Genomic DNA, 18,322 nt, shown 5'->3' with positions numbered 1-18,322 from the left:
GTGCTGGCCCGAGAGCCTGTGGGCGCCCATCTCGTTCACGCAGGCCGCGTTGGCCGGCGCCGACGAGGGCCGCTACAGCAGCGACAACTGGCGCGACTGGTGGTGCTCCGACGACGCGCGCGTTTTCCAGTTCATTGGCCAGGACAACATCTACTTCTACTGCGTGGCGCAGCCCGCGATGTGGGAGGCGATGGGCTGGGGCCTCAAGCAGACGACGCCCGTGGCCAACTATCACATCCTGTTCATGAACAAGAAGGCCTCTAGCTCGGGCGCCATCAAGCCGCCCATGGCCGCCGAGCTGCTCGACCACTACACCCCCGAGCAGCTGCGCGCCCACTGGCTGTCGTTGGCGCTCGACGCCAAGGCTGTGAGCTTCTCGCCCAAGGTGTACGACACGAGCGTGAGCCACAAGGACAAGAAGACGGGCGAGGACGTGCTGGTCTGCAACGACCCGCGCGTGGTCGACCCGGCCCTCAAGGAGAGTGCCTTCCTCACCAACATCTTCAACCGCCTCGCGCGCAGCTGCTTCTACGGCGCGCAGAGGGCGTGCGGCGGCAAGCTGCCCGCGGTCGAGGCGTCTGCCGAGGTCATCGAGGAGTGCCGGGCCGCCACGCTGGCGTTTGAGCGCACGGTGCACGGGATGGACTTCCACGGAGCGCTTGCCGCGGTGGAGGAGTTCGCCCGCGCGGCCAACAAGCGCTGGGACGCGGCGAGCAAGGCCGCGGGCGACGACGAGGCCGCCTACGTGGCCGCCCTGGCCGACGCGTTCGCCGCGCTTCGCACGACGGCGCTGCTCATGCACCCCGCGGTGCCCGCCGGCTGCGAGCTGATTTGCGAGCACATGGGCTTTGAGAAGCACGACTTCTTCAGCTGGGAGCACGCGCTCGAGACGCCGCGCCAGCTGGCGGAGGCTCTGGGCGAGGATGCGAGCGAGCACGTGCTCGTGGAGCTGCCCCCGCGCTTCGACTTCTTCCGCAAGCACGAGAGCCAGTACAAGAAGTAGGGTTATCGCTTGGCCGCCGTCCGCATGCCACATGCGGGCGGCGGCCTTTTTGTATGCGCCGCGAGCGCGGGCGGCGGGCGTGCCCGCGTGCTCGTAACTGCCGTTTGCGGCAAAGTGCCGGTTTGTGTGGGGCGATGGGTCGCTCGTCCGTGGTCGTTTGCGGCAAACGACCGATTCCTGTAAGTCGGTTGCTTCCCGTGGGTGCCGTTTGCTGCAAAGTGCCGCTTTCTGTAAGGCGCCGGTCTGCTCGCGCATGGTCGTTTGCGGCAAACGACCGATTCCTGTAAGTCGGTTGCCTTCCCGTGGGTGCCGTTTGCTGCAAAGTGCCGTTCTGTGTAGGGCTATGAGCCGCTCGCGCATGGTTGTTTGCAGCAAACGGCCGATTCCTGTAAGGCACCCATCTTCCCAAACCGATTCTTCGCAACGAACTGCCGGTTTGTGCAGATCGTTTTGCCGCATAAACTGGTCAACTGCAACAAACCGCCAAATCGTGCATTACACAAAACGGCTGTTTGATGCAAACGTCGGACGGTCGGTGGGCGAGATGCCATCCCGGCGATTGACGAGCCGCCATTCCAGCGGGTCCTCAATCGCCGTTAGACCTATACAGTTTCTTCCACAGCGAATACTGCTGCTCGAGAATGCGCGGACTGGGAAGCTCGAGCCGCACGTGCAGGTTGAGTCTGATCGTCTCCATCAGCCCTCGATAGAGGTCATAGTTGTTGACCTGCTTGCGCGTGATACGCATGACCTGATACCCCATTGCGAGAAGGGCGTTGTCGCGCCCGGCGTCCTCTTCCATCTTCTTTTGACTCGCATGAATCGCTCCGAGGTACTCGTACATCAGGCCCTCGGCAGCCCAAAGGCCATCGGGCATGACGGTTCGCTTCTTGGTTAGCGCTCGCGCATTGCCCGTAAGAATCACCTCGCTGTTGAGAATCGGCTTGGGCAGGCCAAATCCGCCCGCGAGTCGCGGCGAAACCATGGCGAGGCACAGTTTTGCCTCTGCGGGCGAGGCCGCAGCATCGACAACGGATGCGAGCAGGTTCCTCACCCTGGCCCTTCTCCTTCGACCCACTGTGCCGTCAAGCTCGTCGGCAATCCTTGCGATGGAGCCGGTCGAGCACAGGGGTGCCAGGTCGCATATGCAACCAACCGTACTCGTATTGTCCGGAACATATGAGCCGCAGGCTTCGTAGGCCATGAGTTCGACGTCCGTGGGGTGCTTAACCCCTGCAAGCTGCCAAAGGGCAAGTTCGGGGGTGCTGATGCGCAAGCCTGGGACAATCGGCGTGGTGAACGAGAGGGTCTCTCGGGAGCTTGCGTGCTCGCGGATGTCTGTGTGCCGCGAACGGTTGTGTCCATCCAACACCAGGACGTCGAGCTTTGGTTGGCCGAGAAGGGTGAGAAGGTCGGCCGCGCTTCCTACCACGAGGTCATTGCCGCGGGCCTCGGCCAGGCGACGGGCACGGTGGTAGAGCAGAGCGCTCTCGTGGGACACGATGACCTCGTCGCTGGGCATGGCTCCTCCTCGCTCGTTTGGGCCATGCTAACGGTTGCGCCTAACAAATCCCCGCGCTTGGGCAAACACAAACCTAACACGCGAGGTAGACGGCTTGTGGCGCGCAGGTGGCGGGGTGGCGCAATCGGCGGGCGGCGGCATTGCGGCCGCAAAAGGTATCATCGTGGATAAGAGGTGCGAGAGATGCGGCCACGCGAGGGTCGTCGACGCGTTGCGATGCGCACGAGAAGCACGAGAGGCGCGAGAAGCGCGAGAGGTGCGAGCAGCACGAGAAGCGCGGCGAGGCCGGGGCGCTCAGCGCACAACGGACGGGACACGCCCGCGTCGTGCCGGAAGCGCAGCGCGCAACGGACGGGACGCGCCCGCGTCGTGCCGAAAGCGTGGCGCGCAGCGAGCGGGGCCCACGCCGCGCGCCGCGGGTGTGGCACGCAACGGGCGGGGCAGAACGAAAGGGGAGGGCGAGGATGAAAGCAACCTGCGAGGTGGAGGTGCGTGTTCCCAGCGGCATCACGGTGGGCGCGCGCGTCTTCGCCCCCGCTGGTGTCACCGACGAGCCAGGCACACCGTTCGCGGTGACCTGCAGCCCGGCACCCCTCATCTTCGTGGACAGCCGGCCCGTCTCTGGGATGCTCGAGGACCGCGTCTCCCGTGGTGGCAGCGTCGTGGTCATCGAGGACAACGTCGAGCCGGCCGACGTCCTCGAGGTGGCGAGTCGCCTGGGCATCACGCAGTTTTGGCTGGCCGGGCCCGACGTCGACGAGGCACACGCTCTCGCCCCCGCCCGCATCCTCGCTGCCGAGCCCGTGCGCCGCTATCGTCCCCTTGTGACGTTTGGCGAGCTGGGACCCCAGGTGCGCGAGACGGGCGACTCGCTTGTCGTGCGCCGCGCCACCATGGACGACGAGCCCGCCGTCCAGGCGATGCATGATCACCTGCTCGACTCCTGCGACGTTCCCGGTGCCGAGACGTGCGGCTGGAAGCGCGGCTACTGGCCGCTGCCCAACGACGTGCGCAATCGCATCGAGGCGGGCACGACCTGGGTGGCGCAGGACGCGGCCGCCAGCGGTCCCGGCGACGCCGTCCTCGGGGCCATGTCGCTCGACGGCGACCTTGGCCTTCCCGGCGTCGAGCTGCCCCTCGCTCCCCTCGAGCCGGGCGAGTGGCTCACGTGTCACCTGCTCGCGGCTGACCCCGCGGCGCGTGGCCGTGGCGTGGCGACGGCGCTGCTCGCCGCCTATGCGCGCGAGGGCATCGCACGGGGTTGCAAGACGCTGCGTATCAACACCTCGCCGCAGAGCCTCTCCAACAACTTGTACCATGAGCTGGGGTTTGTTCTCCACAAGCCGGTGTGGTTCCCCTATGAGGGGCTGTCCCTCACGGGTTGGACCAACGTCTACGAGCTACGTCTCGATGACGAGGGGATCGTGCCCCAGGGCGACCCCGCCGCGCCCCGCGCCGACGCTTTCGCGCCCCGTGCCGTGTGCCGCGCGTCCCGCATCGAGGACGCTGCGCCCCGCGCCTCCGCCGTCTCACCTGACGGGGAACCCGTGCGATGACCGAGCTTCTTGACATCGACTTCCTGGGAGACGAGCGGCTGCGTGCCCGGCTCACGCGCTGGAGCCTTGTGCTTCTCGCGTGTGGCCTCGTGGCGACGTTTGCGGTAGCACCCCTGCTTACGAGCGGCGTGACCCTCCGCCCGCTGCCGGCGCTTGCCCTGCTCGTGGGCGTCACGCTGGTGTCGCTGTCCGTCCACGAGCTCGTCCACGCCCTCTTCTTCAGGCTCCTGGGCGGCCGCGGCGTGCGTGTGCGCTTTGGGCACGCGGACGGCATGCTCTACGCGGGGTGCCCGGGGCTCGTGCTCACCCGCGGGCGCTTCCTCGTTGTGCTGCTTGCGCCCACGGTGGTGCTCACCGTTGCGCTCGTTCTAATTGGTATGGTGTTTGACCTGCTGTTTATTGCTCTTCTTGCGGCGTCTTTCCACCTGTCTGGATGCGTGGGAGACCTGCTCGCCGCCTGGATCGTTGCCCGCGAGTCCGCCTGCACGCACTGCCAGGACACCAAGGTGGGCGTGCGCCTGCTCGCCGCCAAGGCGTAGGCGCGCTCCTGCCCCGCTCGCGCCCGTCACAGGCCCGCGGTAGGATGCTGTGCGAGAAACTTCTGCCTGCTGGCCGTCCCGCGGCCGCGACGTGCTTGCGAAAGGTATGCGTATGGATAGCTTGAAGATCGCCGTCGCCCAGATGAACACGACGCCGGGCGACTTTGACCGCACGGTGTCCGCAATGCTCGCGTATGGTAACCAAGCAGCCGAGCAGGGCTGTGGCCTCGTGGTTTATCCGGCCGCTGCCCTCATGGGCCCAGACCCCCAGACGCTTGTGGCCGATGAGTCCTACCAGCTTGCGATGATTCTCGCGCTCAAGCGCCTGGCCTGTGGGCTCAAGGTCGACGCCCTCGTTCCCTTCGTCTCGTGCGCGACCAGCTCGCCGCGCTTCGACGTCGCGATCATCTGCGGCGGCGCGCTCAAGGCCGCCTCGGCGGTCGACGGGTCGCTGCCGCTGGGGACCTTCGGCGACACCGGACGAGGCATCTTCCCCGCCGCCGACCCACTCGCGCCGCCCGTCGCCGCAGACGTGGCGCAGCTCGTCGAGCCCACGGTCGTCGACTATCGTGGCATCGCCCTGGGCCTGGCGCTCTCCGCGGCCGACCTCGCGGCCTTTGCCGAGGACCTCACCGCAGACGTCATCTGCTACATGCCCGTCGACGCCTTCAACGCCGATGACGAGCAGAGCTGCCTGGCCCCCTCGGTGGCCGACGGCTGCTACGCGCGCGAGGTTCGCGACGCCAACGCCTGGCTGGTGGCGGCGGGTGCCGCCGGCGCCTACGACGACATGGTCTACGTGGGCGGCAGCTTCGTGATGGCGCCCTGGGGCGAGCTCGCCGCAGTGGCCCCCTCGTACACCGAGGACCTGCTGACCTGTGATATTGGCGTGCTCGACGAGGGACCGCTCGCGCAGCCCGTCGATGCGCCCGCCTACGATCGCCCCGCACTCATATGGGAGGCCCTCGCGGCCGCCGTGCGCGACCAGGTTTCCAAGCGCGGCCTTTCCGGTGTGGCGCTCGTGGTCGACGGAACGCTTGCGAGCAGCGCCGCCGCGACCCTGGCGGTCGACGCGGTGGGGCCCTTGCGCGTGCACGCGCTCGTCTCGGCACGGGACCGCGCCGCGCTCGATGATGCCCGGGCGCTCGTGCGCCTGCTGCGCATCCGCGACGTGGACGAGGTGTCCGCCCGCGACCTCGATCGGGCCGCGTCTGCCCTGGGCGACGACGAGGCCGACCTCACGGCGGCGCTTCTGCAGGTGCGCCTGGGCGCGCTTGCCCGGGGCGAGGGGCTGCTTGCTCTGTCGAGTGCCGACAAGACCGAGCTCGCGGTTGGCGCCGGCGCCGGCGCGCCCCTTGGCGACGCCTGCGTGGCCGCACGGGCCTTCGCACCGTTTGGCGACGTCTACCGCTCCGACGTGGCACGAGCCGCACGCTGGAGAAACACCGTTTCGCCCGTGATGGGCGCGGGCTGCTTCGAGCGTCTGTGCGTTCCTCGCGGCCTGGGCCTCGAGTCCGTTGCCACAAGCGACGAGGGGCGCCTCTCCGAGCTCGACGCGGTGCTGCTGCTGCGTATCGAGCGACATGCGCAGACCTCCGAGCTCGTTGCCTCGCGCCTGGGCGAGCAGGGCACTCTGCGCGTGCTCGGGCGCCTGGCCCTGTGCGAGGCGAGCCGTCGCCAGGGGCCAACCTACCCGGTGGTCTCGGCATGCTCGCTTGCGGAGTGCGGCCGCCCCGTGGTCGACGCCTGGAGGGACCGCGTGATGAGCGAGGCGGAGCTGGCCGAGGTCGACCGCGTGCGCCCCAGCGGGCCTCGCGCTATGCCGCGCGCCGCCTCGACGAGGCCCGCGGGCGCTCCCATGGCGCCGGCGTCGTCCGCGCCTGCGGGATGGCAGGCGGCGGGCGCTCCGGCCGCAGGGCTCGACTTCTCCATTCCCGACGAGGTCAGGGACCAGATTGGCCCCAAGGCCGGCGAGCTCATGGGCTTTCTCAAGGAGCTTGCGGACGGCCGACGCCTGCGGGGCGAGTCGAACAGGCCCGGCAAGGACGGCCCTGGCCCCTGGATGGGTGGGCTCTTCTCGGATAACTAGGCTTGTGAGCTGCGCTTATGGGGGCTGGTTGCCTGGGCTCGCCATCTTCTCGAACATATTTTCGTATACTGTGCGAGAAGTGCCTGCGGCCATGCTAGAATAGAACCTGTGTTCGGGTAGTGACGCTGGCCGGCGCTTGCGCGGTGGCCACGAGCTTGCGGGGGGTGCGCATGATCGTCCTGGGAATCGATCCCGGCCTGGCAAACACGGGCTGGGGCGTCATCGAGACGCGCGGATCGCTCGCGCGCGCCCGTGCCTACGGCTGCATCCACACCGAGGCCGACGAGCCGCTCCACGAGCGCCTGGGCCGCATCTGCAACGAGCTGTCCGAGGCAATCGGCCGTTACGAGCCGGCAAGCGTCGCCATCGAGGACATCTTCTTTGGCCAGAACACGCGCTCGGCCATCCTCACGGCCCACGCGCGCGGCGCCGCCCTCGTGGCGTGCTCGCAGTGCGGGGTCGAGGTGGCCAGCTACACGCCCATGCAGATCAAACAGGCCGTGGTGGGCACGGGCGCCGCGGACAAGCGCCAGGTAACGTACATGGTGCGCAACGTCCTCGCGCTCGACCACGACCCAAAGCCAGACCACTGCGCGGACGCCCTCGCGGCGGCCGTGTGCCACGCAAACCTCAGCCGCACCTTCGCGGCCTCGGCCGTCCACGGCGCCGCGGCTGCCAAGGCCATGGCGGCCACGAAGTCGGGGCTCACCGCCTCGACCGAACATGACAGGAGGAGGGGCGCATGATCGTCCAGCTTACCGGTACGCTCATCGAGCTCACGGCCTCGTGCGCCGTGCTCGACGTGGGCGGCGTTGGATACGAGCTCGGCATCTCGGCCGTCACGGCCGGGTCGCTGCCCGAGGTGGGCACCCCGGGCGTCACGTTGCTCGCGCGCCTGCAGGTGCGCGAGGACGCTATGACGCTCTTTGGCTTCTCCACGCGCGAGGAGCGCTCGCTCTTCGACAGGCTGTGCGCCATCTCGGGCGTGGGTCCCAAGCTCGCGCTCTCCGTGCTCTCGACCTTTACGCCCTCGCAGCTCGCGGGCGTGGTCGTGGCGAACGACGCCGGCATGATGGCGACCGCCCCCGGCGTGGGCAAGAAGCTCGCCGGGCGTCTGCTGCTCGAGCTCGAGGGCGTCTTTGCCAAGGACCCCACGCTCGTGAGCCTTGCCACCGCCGCGAGCGTTCCCAGCAAGTCGGGCATCGTGGCGCCCACCCCGGTTGGCGTCTCGGGCGTCGAGGCAGACGTCACGGCCGCGCTTCTCGCCATGGGCTTCACGGGCGAGGAGGCCACGCTTGCGCTCGATGGCTACGAGCAGGCGGGCGCCACCACAACCAAGACGGCCCTCGAGTACGCGCTCAAGCGCCTGGGGAGGAGGTCGTAGATGTGGGAGGCAGACCCCTCGCGTGACCTGTTCGCAGACGGCGCCGGCGCCACGCATGGTGTGGGCTCGCGGCAGCCGCGCGGCGTGTCGGCTCAGCTCACGGCCGACGACCTCGACATCGACCGCAGCCTGCGCCCCCAGACGCTCGACGAGTACTGCGGCCAGATGCGCGTGCGCCAGAACCTGCGGGTGCTCATCGAGGCCGCCAAGAGCCGCCACGAGCCGCTCGATCACGTGATCTTCTCGGGCCCCCCGGGCCTTGGCAAGACCACGCTCGCCTCGGTCGTGGCGAACGAGATGGGCACCAAGATCCACACCACGAGCGGGCCGGCCATCGAGCGCACGGGAGACCTCGCGGCCATCCTCACCAACCTCGAGGCCGGAGACGTGCTCTTCATCGACGAGATTCACCGCCTCAACCACAACGTCGAGGAGGTTCTCTATCCGGCGATGGAGGACTTCTTCCTCGACATCGTGATTGGCAAGGGCCCCGCGGCCCGCTCGATTCGCCTCGATGTGCCGCGCTTTACCCTGGTGGGCGCCACCACGCGCACGGGCCTGCTCACCGGTCCCTTGCGCGACCGCTTTGGCATCTCGTTCAGGCTCGACTACTACTCGGTCGACGAGCTGGCGCAGATCGTCGAGCGCAGCGCGGGCATCCTGGGCGTCGCCATCGACCATGACTCCGCGCTTGAGGTGGCAAGCCGCAGCCGTGGCACGCCGCGTCTGGCAAACCGCCTGCTCAAGCGCGTGAGGGACTACGCGCAGGTGCGCGCGGCCGGCGCCATTACCTCCGAGGTAGCCGCCGAGGCCATGAGCTTCTTCGAGATCGACGAGCTGGGCCTCGACTGGATGGACACCAAGATATTGCAGGCGCTTGCCGTGACATTCCGCGGCAGGCCCGTGGGGCTTTCGACCATCGCGAGCTCGGTGGGCGAGGACCCCTCGACCCTGGAGGACGTCTACGAGCCCTACCTGCTGCAGCGTGGCCTCATCATCCGCACGCCGCAGGGAAGGCAGGCAACGCTTGCAGCCTTCGAGCACCTGGGGGTCACGCCGCCCACCCAGGGGTAGGACTTGCGGGCGATTGGGCGGTTGGCGACCGCTGCGTTCGCCAATCCGCTCTTCTTACGCCGCCCGCCCAGGGGTAGCAAGCCCGTGTATTTGTGCCAGCGCGCATATACAAGGTGCCAAAACGCATAGAATGAGTGAGACCGGAATAGAGAGAAGGGCCCGCCACCTGCATCATTGCAGCTGGCGGGCCTGCTCAAAGCGTATAGGACTGACCATGCTGCAACGTGATTACCTCACCGAGATGGTGCGTCGCTTCGCCAACGTCCTCGCGCGTCGCCTGCGCGCGGCCCTCCTCGACACCGACCCCGAGGCCATCAAGGACCTTGAGGACGCCGTGGGGTCGCTTCTCGACCTCGACGGCGTCACCGCGATGTCGCTCGATCCCAGCTCGCTCGTGACGATGATGGAGCTGTCGGGCGTGGCAGACTCGCTCGCGTCCTATGCCAACTATGCACTGCGTCGCATCGCCGACGCCTACGATGCCCAGGGCCAGCCCGCGCTCGCGCAGACGCGCCGCGTCCAGGCCGACGCTGTGTGCACCTCGTTTCTCTGCGAGCCCTCCTTCGTGCCGGCCGAGCTGGCCGAGCTCGACGCCAGCCTGGGGGAGCGCTAGCATGGCCGCCGCCAACGTCGGCGCCGTCCAGGCCCGCCCCGCGTCCGAGGGCCCCCTTCACGTGCCCAGCGAGATTGGCCGCCTGCGCCGCGTGTGCCTGCACCGCCCCGGCGAAGAGCTGCTCAACCTCATGCCGGCAGACCTGGGCCGCCTGCTCTTCGATGACATCCCCTTCCTCGAGGTCGCCCAGGCAGAGCACGACCGTTTTGCCGAGCTGCTGCGCAACGAGGGGGTCGAGGTCGTCTACCTCGAGCGTCTCGTGGCAGATGCCCTGGCCGCCGTGCCGGGCGCGCGCCAGGAGTTCACGAACCAGTTCCTCGCCGAGTGCGGCGTGCACGACAACGTGGCGCTTGCTGCCATCCGCGAGCTGCTCGACTCCATTCGCGACCCCTATGACCTCGTGCTCAAGACCATGGCGGGCGTCACGCGCCGCGAGCTCGAGCTGCCGCTGGGCAGCCGCTACATCGCGGGTACGGGTGTGGTGGCCGCGACCAGCGCCCGCCTCGGCTCCACCTCCACGCTCGTCGCTGCGCTTGGCGACTCGGCCGAGCCCGACACCGAGCTCATCGTCGACCCCATGCCCAACCTCTACTTCACGCGCGACCCGTTCTGCGTAGTGGGGCCGGGTGTGAGCCTTAACCGCATGTACGAACACACGCGCCGCCGCGAGACCATCTACGGGCGCTTCCTGTTTGCGTGCCATCCTGGCTACCGCAACGTTCCGCTGTGGTACGACCGCGACCTTGCCTATCACATCGAGGGCGGCGACGTCCTCGTCTTGGGCCCCGACACCATCTGCGTGGGCATCTCGCAGCGCACCGAGGCGGCTGCGATCGACACCCTCGCGAGCCGCATGATCTGGGACGACGCCTGTCCCATCGAGCGCCTCTTTGCCCTGCGCATCCCCGAGAGTCGTGCGTTCATGCACCTCGACACCGTGCTCACCCAGATCGACGTCGACAAGTTTACCGTTCACCCGGCCGTCCTTGGCACGCTGCAGGTCTTCCGCATCACGCGCGGCTCCCAGCCGGGCGAGCTTACCGTCGAGGAGGTGCGCGACTCGCTCGACCGCATCCTCGCGCGCATCCTCGGGCTCGACGCCGTGCAGCTCATCCGCTGCGGCGGGGGAGACCCCATCGCGGCCGCGCGCGAGCAGTGGAACGATGGGTCCAACACCCTCGCCATCGCTCCCGGGCGCATCTGCGTCTACCAACGAAACTCCGCCACCAACGAGGCCCTCTATCGCGCGGGCCTCGAGCTCGTGGTGCTGCCCAGCTCCGAGCTGTCGCGTGGCCGCGGGGGCCCGCGCTGCATGAGCATGCCGTTCGTGAGAGACAACCTGTAGCCTCCGGGAGGGCTGCCAGCCTTGACGGTTGGCGGCCCGTCTCCGTTGAGGGCGTGGGTGTCGCGCCTCTCCTCCTGGCCCCGCGTCCTTCTCGCATGGATGGGTTGAATTGGCTATATCATCTCGCTATAATCACAAAACATTGGATTACACACAGATTTATGCAAGAATTTGAATATTCAAAGCAATGACGCACAGCGTCTGAGAGGGGCCACCATGAATCACACGAAAGCAGACGAGACCTACGCAGCCAAGGGCGTCGACCTCTCGGGCCGCAACTTCCTCAAGCTGCTCGACTACTCCACCGACGAGATCCTCTACCTCATCGACCTCGCGGCCGAGCTCAAGGCCATGAAGAAGGCCGGCGAGCGCCACGACTGGCTGCACGGCAAGAACGTCGTGCTTCTGTTCGAGAAGACTTCCACGCGCACCCGCTGCAGCTTCGAGGTGGGCGCAATGGACCTGGGCATGGGCGTCACCTACCTCGATCCCAAGAGCTCGCAGATGGGCAAGAAGGAGTCCATCGAGGACACGGCCCGCGTGCTTGGCCGCATGTATGACGGCATCGAGTACCGCGGCTTTGCCCAGACGATCGTCGAGGACCTGGCTGCCAACGCCGGCGTGCCCGTGTGGAACGGCCTTACCACCGAGTTCCACCCCACGCAGATGATCGCCGACATGCTCACCGTGCGCGAGCACACCGGCAAGCTCGCCGGCAACAAGCTCACGTTCATGGGCGACGCTGGCAACAACGTGGGCAACTCGCTCATGGTTGTGTGCGCCAAGCTGGGCATCGACTTCTGCGCCTGCGGCCCGGCCGCCCAGATGCCGCCCGTGGAGCTCGTCGAGCAGTGCCGCGCCATCGCCGCCGAGAACGGCTCGACCGTGACGCTCACCGAGGACCTCGACGAGGGCCTCGCCGGCACCACCGTCGTCTACACCGACATCTGGGTGTCGATGGGCGAGAGCGCCGACCTTTGGGGCGAGCGCATCAAGCTGCTGAGCCCCTACCAGGTCAACGCCGCCGCGATGGCCAAGGCCGCGACGGGCGCCATCTTCATGCATTGCCTGCCGAGCTTCCACGACCTCAACACCACCACGGCCGTCGAGGTCCACGACAAGTTTGGCATCGCCGAGATGGAGGTTACCGACGAGGTCTTCGAGTCCGACAAGTCCGTCGTCTTTGACGAGGCGGAGAACCGCATGCACTCCATCAAGGCCGTCATGTACGCCACGCTTAAGTAGGCGCAGGTAGACGGGCTGGCGCGTGCAGTCCGAGTCCCTCTTTGTCCCAAATCCTCTCATGGAAGGGCCGCTCGCCATCGCGCGGACGGCCCTTTTCGTTGGCGGGACGGGTATGTGCCCGCGCTGCTAACGTTGACGTGGCCGCTCGGGTGGTTGTTTTGCTAATAAGATAGGTCGTTAGGCGAATTCTGGCGCCCGTGCGAGCCATCTATCGGGCGCAAGGCGTGGCGATGGGTGGGCGCTGGCGTCCCTGCGAGCCATTTGCCAGGTGCGAGGCCGTCCAATTTCATCCGCACAAGCCATCTACCGGACGCATGCGTTTCGTTATGGTCGTTCGACCGAGTTCTGAACGAGGTTGAGCTCAATTAAAGAACAGCTGCGCAGTAAAACCGCAGGTAACAATTAAAGGAATACTCGGGCTAAAGCCAAATTCGGCCGTTAGGTCGTTCAGAACTCGGTCGAATGACCAAATTCTAGAGCGCCTCCCCGGTAGATTGCGTGCAGCTGCCGATAGGCGGCTCCCGCCTGCCAAAAACTTGCAACTAACTTGCCCCGCATCCTCTACGCTGCGTCCCGTTGGGCGCCCGGGGTCACACCTCGGGCAAGTTGCCGGGCGTCTTGCCCGGCCAAGCAGAAGGGGAACCATCATGAGAAGGCTCGAGGGCAAGGTCGCCGTCGTCACTGGCGCAAACTCCGGCGTGGGCGCCGCCATCGCCAAGCTGTTCGCAGCCGAAGGCGCAAGCGTTGTCATGGCGGCGCGCCGCAAGGAGGCGCTCGACGAGGTCGCCAACGAAATCAACCAGGCTGGCGGTCGCACGCTGGCCGTTCCCTGCGACATCTCCAAGCCCGACGACCCCGAGCGCCTCATGGCCGCCGCGGTCGACGCGTTTGGCAAGATCGACGTCCTCGTGAACAACGCTGGCATCCTCGAGAAGGGCCTCAAGCCCATCGACCGCTTCACCGACGAAGACCTCGACCGCATCGTCGAGACCAACCAGAAGGGCACGATGCGCTGCATGCGCGCGGCCGTCAAGCGCATGGCCACCGGCGCGAGCATTGTCAACATCGCGTCGGTCGCGGGCGAGAAGGGCTGCGGCGGCGCCGTCTACGTCTCGACCAAGGCCGCCGTCATTGGCGTGACCAAGCACACCGCGCTGCGCTTCCAGGCCGAGGGCATTCGCTGCAACGCCATCTGCCCGGGCACCATCGTGACGCCCATGGTCGCCGGCACCACCGCCGCCGACATGGATCCCGACATGATGGGCGCCATGGCGACCCACTCCAACCTCCGCACGCAGCCCTGCATGCCCGAGGACGTTGCCAACATCTCGCTGTTCCTGGCAAGCGACGAGAGCCGCGCGCTCACCGGCCAGATTCTCGTGAGCGACTTTGGCTCCATGCTGTAGGCGACGCCAGACAACCTGGCCTTAGCTTCGAGGGCCGCTCGGCAATCGCCGGGCGGCCCCTCATTTGTGCGCGCCCGCACGGCGCTACAATCAAGTCACTGGGCCCAAGCCTGCGACGCAAGGAGTCACCATGGCAAACTTCACCCTCACCTGCTGCTCGACGGCAGACCGCCCCAAGTCGTTCTTCGACGGCCGCGGCGTTCCCTACGCGTGCTTTCACTGGAACGAGTCGGGCGTCGACCACCTCGACGACCTCTACCAGTCCATCAGCCCCGACGACTTCTACGCCCAGATCAAGGCGGGCGCCACGCCCACGACGTCGCAGGTCAGCGTGGGCGAGTTCGTCGAGCTGTGGGAGCCCATCGTGGCGGGCGGCGGCGACGTCCTACACGTGAGCCTGTCGAGCGGGCTTTCGGGTGCGTTCGAGAGCGCCCAGATTGCGGCGTCCCAGATGATGGAGGCGCACCCGGGTAGGCGCATCCTCGTGGTCGACTCGCTGGGTGCGAGCTCGGGCTACGGCATGCTCGTCGAGTACCTGGCCGACATGCGCGATGCGGAGGCCACGCTCGACGAGGCCTACGAGTGGGCGCTCGAGAACCGCCTGCGCGTGCACCACTGGTTCTTCTCGACCGACCTCACGAGCTACGTGCGCGGCGGCCGCGTCTCGCGCGTGAGCGGCTTCGTGGGCACGGCGCTCAAGATCTGCCCAGTGCTCAACATGAACAACGCCGGCAAGTTCATTCCGCGCGACAAGATTCGCACCAAGGCCAAGGCCATCGACGACATGGTGAGGCGCATGGAGCAGCACGCGCAGGACGGGCACGACTACGCGGGCAAGTGCCTGCTGTCGATGAGCGCCTGCCGCGAGGACGCCGAGCGCGTCCGCGACCTCGTTGAGCAGCGCTTTCCGGCGCTCGCGGGCAAGGTGGAGATCAACGACATCGGCACGGTGATTGGCTCGCACACCGGGCCTGGCACCGTGGCCCTGTTCTTCATGGGAGACGTCCGCGGGGAGTAGCGGGCTGCGCGGCGGGGACAGGGGGACGTGCCTTCTGTCCCCGCCGCCGCACATTGGTCTCCCGCGCGAGACCTGCCGCCGCGTGACAGGGGTGCCTCTTGTCCCCGCCGCCGCACGTCGCCGCGGACGAGCGGTCCGTCCTTCTCACGCCCAAGGCAGGGCGCAATGTTGCCGTCCTGAAACATATCAAGGTGTGAACCATCTCGTCTGTTACCATGGCCGGACTGACCCCGGAGTAGGGAGGCCGCATGGCGAGCAGCGAAACCACAGCAAATCAGTCCGCCCCCGCTAAGCGCTTCAAGGTGCCGCGCATCCCCGGCGACATCATGATCTACCCGATGATCGCAGGCTTGCTGATCAACACCTTCTGCCCGCAGGTGCTCGAGATCGGTGGTTTCTTCACCAACGCAACGCGCGGCGGAGCCAACGCCGTCGTGGCCGCCATCCTGCTGTTTGTTGGCGCGGGCATCTCGTTCAAGTCGACGCCGGGCGCCGTCAAGACCGGCATCGTGGTGCTCATCCCCAAGCTCGTGCTGGCGGCGGCGCTGGGCCTGGGTGTGGCCTATCTGTTCAACGACAACTTCCTGGGCCTCTCGAGCGTGTCGATCATCGGTGGCATCTCATTTTGCAACATGGCGCTCTACACGGGCATCATGAGCGAGTATGGCAACGAGTCCGAGCAGGGCGCGGTTGGCATCCTGTTCTTTACCGCGGGTCCCACGGTCACGATGATCATCCTGGGCGTGAGCGGCCTGGCAAACATCCCCCTGGGCACGGTGATTGGCTCGGTGCTGCCGCTGGTCATTGGCATGGTGCTGGGCAACCTGTTCCCGTTCATCCGCAACCTGCTCGTGCCGGGCACCAACCCCGCCATTGCGGTGCTGGGCTTTCAGCTGGGCTGCTCGATGAGCCTCGTGAGCTTCGTGACGGGCGGCATCTCGGGCATCCTGCTGGGTCTCATCACGGTGTTCGTGGCGGGTCCGGTGACGTTTGCGTTCGAACGGCTCATGGGCGGTACGGGCAAGCCGGCCGTGGCATGCTCCACGATCGCGGGCACGGCCATGACCACGCCCGCGGCGCTGGCCGAGGTTGCGCCCAAGTACGCGGCGATTGCCCCGGTGGCCTACGCGCAGATTGCGACGGCCGTCATTATCACGGCGGTGCTGGCCCCGATTCTCACGGGCTGGGTCGACAAGCGCTTCTGCCAGGCCGAGGCCGCGTCCAAGTAGGCGTGCCATGGGAACGGGCCTGCTGGCACATCGCCGAGAAGGGCGAGGCGGCGTCTAAATAGACTGGCACATCCGCAACTACAACCAAATAGTGTCCGAATGACGTGCTAGCATGGCTCGCAAACCAAGCCGAGGGCGAGGGGAGCGGGCCATGCTTTGGTTTACGTCTGACACGCACTTTGGGCACGCGAACGTGCTGGGGTTCACGGACAGGCCGTGGAGCGGCATCGATGCCATGAACCGTGGCATCATCAACAACATCAACGCGCGGGTCATGCCGGGCGACGAGCTGTACGTGCTGGGAGACTTCAGCTTCTCGATCACGGTGCAGCGGGCGCTTGAGCTGCGGCAGCAGATCAGGTGCCGCAAGGTGCACCTGGTGCGGGGCAACCACGACAAGGACTGGAGCCGGCCGGCGGTGGCTGGGGCATTCGTCGTGGAGCAGCCCATCTGCGTGCTCAAGATCGACGGGCAAAAGCTCGTGATGAGCCACTATCCCATGGCGGACTGGCAGGGCATGAGCCACGGGAGCTGGCACTTGCATGGGCACATCCATTCGCAGGGGAGTAGTTACAACGAGGCCAACCTGCGGCAGGGGCTGCTGAGGTACGACGTTGGGGTCGACGCCAACGGGTATGCCCCCGTGAGTCTGGCCGAGCTGAGCAGCTGGTTTGAGGGCGTGGAGTATGCGAACCGCGTCAAGTGGCCGTTCTGGGTCAACCAGACGGGCGATGCCGAGCTCGAGCGGGACCTGGCGCCGTTCCAGCAGCGTGTGCTTGAGGAGGATAGGGCGAGAAGGGCGGGAGTGTAGCGAGCGGCGGTGGCGTGGGTAGTTGGCTTGTGGCTGGCGAGCTCGAGGTTGCGCCCGTGCGGCGGGCACCGCGCGACAGTCTGGACTGCGTCCGTCTCATTAGCGTACAGAAGTTGCAAGTCTCCACTCGCCCAACTGGGATTTTGTTCGTAACCAAGCCATTTTTGCCAACTTATGTACGCTAACCAGCCCGCGGACCTTTTATAGCTAGATGTCGCAATGGAGGGTGAGCAAATGACCGATAGTGTGCCAATGGTAAAGCTCGTCGAGGCACCCGAGGACACCAAGTGCGCCCAGTATGTGGGACGCTGCGGCGTCGTGCGTCTAAGGCATGACATCCGAGCGTTTGAGGAGAGGTATTACGGGGAGTTCACCTTTCTCGATGACGCTGGAGAGGTGCAGAAAGTCAGGACCTCCCATTGCTATACGTGCTCCGACAAGCACCGCTGCTTGACGTTCTTTCGCCGCGGCTCTCGCGGCGGCGGCAAGTTCGTTTTCGAGTGCCTGGACGAGCGCGCTCCTGAAGAGCTGGCAAGTTGGTTCCATCGCCATTGCTAGGCGATTGCGTGGACGCTGCCTCGTGTCTATTGATGTGAGGTGCGTTGCTCGATTAGTCATGTCCGAGACGCTGTCTTAGGCGGCAGGCAAAATCGAGTGGAGGCAAAGACGATGTTGGACGAGCAAGAGCTACTTGAAGCGCTTGCGGATGTCCGAGGTACCGGGGATATCAAGGCCATTACGGGAACGTAGAGTTTCAGCAAGTCCGGGCTTATTGACCGGCATATAAGCTACATCCTGCGCGATAACCCCGCAGCAAACATCATCAGGGTCGATCTTAGGCGAGCCGAGAACGCCCTCCTTCTGGAATGCCTCGCATTGCACGAGTAAGCAATCTCGAACTACGTGCGCGGTCGTGAGAACGTTCTCATAATCAATGAGGTATAGCTGTGCGATGACTACGAGCGGATGCTCACAAGTCTCCAAGCCCATGGGATGTTTGACATCTACGTGACGTGCTCAACCAATTCTCTGCTTGCTAGAGACTATGCGACGCTGCTTGTCGGCAGAGTCTTGTATTTCGGCCCCGTGTCCGGTCTCCCCGAGAAGGACAGCGACTGCATGTAGGCTGTGCCTGCGCCGTCTCGTGTCTATCGATACGAGGCGGCGCCCTTGCTATGAAAGCTTTCATTTATTGTCCTAAAGCCGCATTACACTCGGCCCAAACAAGGCGAAGGACCTTGTACGGTCTTAAGTAGCTTGGAGGGTCAAATGAGCAAGGGCATCGTTGTCTGCGAGGAGAACTGGGCGGGCGAGAAGTGCATCGGTGCCGTTCTCGGGGCTCTATTAGCCAATGCTGGCGACACTCGGGTTTGGCGCTCGATTAAATGCTTGCGGGGCTGTATGGTTGGCATCTGCCACATGCAGAATTGCCATCTTTAATGTCCGGTTTATGCGCTATGGTCTCTCAAAAGAGCAAAAGGAGGGAGG

The 18,322-nt window shown here is 66.0% G+C and carries 15 protein-coding genes; 14 read left to right on the top strand and 1 reads right to left on the bottom strand.

All coding sequences use genetic code 11. From position 1 onward, the window contains the following. The coding region (locus tag AC1VTH_RS00595; RefSeq protein ID WP_481334132.1) for a class I tRNA ligase family protein at positions 1 to 1,003 on the top strand (1,003 nt) is incomplete at its 5' end. Positions 1,004 to 1,589: 586 nt separating this feature from the next. Here AC1VTH_RS00595 and AC1VTH_RS00590 read toward each other — a convergent pair. Next, complete coding sequence (locus AC1VTH_RS00590; RefSeq protein WP_481334130.1) at positions 1,590 to 2,525, bottom strand: hypothetical protein; 936 nt, start codon at positions 2,523 to 2,525, stop codon at positions 1,590 to 1,592. Between the two features lie 464 nt (positions 2,526 to 2,989). On the opposite strand from AC1VTH_RS00590, the gene AC1VTH_RS00585 reads away from it, so the two are divergent. From AC1VTH_RS00585 to AC1VTH_RS00525, 13 genes are all read left to right on the top strand, one after another. Further along, complete coding sequence (locus AC1VTH_RS00585) at positions 2,990 to 4,081, top strand: GNAT family N-acetyltransferase (protein WP_481334129.1); 1,092 nt, start codon at positions 2,990 to 2,992, stop codon at positions 4,079 to 4,081. After that, positions 4,078 to 4,620: a DUF3267 domain-containing protein gene (locus AC1VTH_RS00580; protein WP_481334127.1), complete on the top strand. Its 543-nt coding sequence runs from the start codon at positions 4,078 to 4,080 to the stop codon at positions 4,618 to 4,620. The genes AC1VTH_RS00585 and AC1VTH_RS00580 overlap by 4 nt, the downstream gene beginning before the upstream one ends. 112 nt (positions 4,621 to 4,732) lie before the next feature. Continuing rightward, on the top strand, positions 4,733 to 6,709 hold the full coding sequence (locus tag AC1VTH_RS00575; protein WP_481334125.1) for an NAD(+) synthetase: 1,977 nt from the start codon (positions 4,733 to 4,735) through the stop codon (positions 6,707 to 6,709). Positions 6,710 to 6,879: 170 nt separating this feature from the next. Further along, positions 6,880 to 7,455, top strand: a complete 576-nt coding sequence (gene ruvC, locus AC1VTH_RS00570; protein WP_293826445.1) for a crossover junction endodeoxyribonuclease RuvC — start codon at positions 6,880 to 6,882, stop codon at positions 7,453 to 7,455. Next, positions 7,452 to 8,093: a Holliday junction branch migration protein RuvA gene (gene ruvA / locus AC1VTH_RS00565; RefSeq protein WP_481334123.1), complete on the top strand. Its 642-nt coding sequence runs from the start codon at positions 7,452 to 7,454 to the stop codon at positions 8,091 to 8,093. The genes ruvC and ruvA overlap by 4 nt, the downstream gene beginning before the upstream one ends. Continuing rightward, positions 8,094 to 9,167 (top strand): Holliday junction branch migration DNA helicase RuvB, encoded by a 1,074-nt coding sequence (ruvB, locus tag AC1VTH_RS00560; RefSeq protein WP_481334121.1) that lies wholly within the window; start codon positions 8,094 to 8,096, stop codon positions 9,165 to 9,167. A gap of 214 nt (positions 9,168 to 9,381) precedes the next feature. After that, complete coding sequence (locus AC1VTH_RS00555) at positions 9,382 to 9,780, top strand: hypothetical protein (protein WP_293673202.1); 399 nt, start codon at positions 9,382 to 9,384, stop codon at positions 9,778 to 9,780. A 1-nt stretch (position 9,781) separates the two neighbouring features. Then, positions 9,782 to 11,125 (top strand): arginine deiminase, encoded by a 1,344-nt coding sequence (locus AC1VTH_RS00550; protein ID WP_481334119.1) that lies wholly within the window; start codon positions 9,782 to 9,784, stop codon positions 11,123 to 11,125. Between the two features lie 216 nt (positions 11,126 to 11,341). Further along, positions 11,342 to 12,370 (top strand): ornithine carbamoyltransferase, encoded by a 1,029-nt coding sequence (gene argF / locus AC1VTH_RS00545; RefSeq protein WP_481334117.1) that lies wholly within the window; start codon positions 11,342 to 11,344, stop codon positions 12,368 to 12,370. Positions 12,371 to 13,017: 647 nt separating this feature from the next. Continuing rightward, the gene (locus AC1VTH_RS00540) at positions 13,018 to 13,776 is read left to right on the top strand and encodes an SDR family NAD(P)-dependent oxidoreductase (protein ID WP_481334115.1); all 759 of its coding nucleotides are present in this window, start codon (positions 13,018 to 13,020) and stop codon (positions 13,774 to 13,776) included. Between the two features lie 130 nt (positions 13,777 to 13,906). Beyond that, complete coding sequence (locus tag AC1VTH_RS00535; protein WP_481334113.1) at positions 13,907 to 14,794, top strand: DegV family protein; 888 nt, start codon at positions 13,907 to 13,909, stop codon at positions 14,792 to 14,794. Between the two features lie 248 nt (positions 14,795 to 15,042). Beyond that, on the top strand, positions 15,043 to 16,023 hold the full coding sequence (locus AC1VTH_RS00530) for a 2-keto-3-deoxygluconate permease (RefSeq protein WP_481334112.1): 981 nt from the start codon (positions 15,043 to 15,045) through the stop codon (positions 16,021 to 16,023). A 151-nt stretch (positions 16,024 to 16,174) separates the two neighbouring features. Beyond that, positions 16,175 to 16,834, top strand: coding sequence for a metallophosphoesterase family protein (locus AC1VTH_RS00525; protein WP_481334110.1), 660 nt, complete (start codon positions 16,175 to 16,177; stop codon positions 16,832 to 16,834). Positions 16,835 to 18,322 lie beyond the last annotated feature (1,488 nt).

The sequence above is a fragment of the Parolsenella sp. genome (genome assembly GCF_982402205.1).
Note: the sequence above shows the minus strand (reverse complement) of the source record. Positions and strands in the feature narration are given on the sequence as shown.